At 73.0% G+C, this 237-nt stretch carries 1 pseudogene; it reads left to right on the top strand.

The window, feature by feature from the left end:
- Positions 1-15 precede the first annotated feature (15 nt).
- Positions 16-237, top strand: a pseudogene (locus tag SB751_RS35190) (hypothetical protein); the annotation flags it as partial.

Genomic DNA, 237 nt, shown 5'->3' with positions numbered 1-237 from the left:
AGGAGGATTGCCGTCATGGACTTCACCCCGTTGCCTTCGGACCAGGACGCCCTGCGCCGTTCGCTCGACGCCACCGATCTGCCAGCCAGCGTGATCTCCCGACTGCTGGAACAGGCGCGTCCCGCGCTGGTGCTGGCGACCACCGCCCGCGAGGAGGACGCGATCCCCCTGGGCGCCAGCAAGATCGGCGGGCGCCCGGACCTGCCGCGTGGCATGGCCTGGCCGACGCGGCCGGCC

Source organism: Cupriavidus sp. SIMBA_020, assembly GCF_046535395.1.
In the GTDB taxonomy this organism is placed as follows: domain Bacteria; phylum Pseudomonadota; class Gammaproteobacteria; order Burkholderiales; family Burkholderiaceae; genus Cupriavidus; species Cupriavidus campinensis.
Note: the sequence above shows the minus strand (reverse complement) of the source record. Positions and strands in the feature narration are given on the sequence as shown.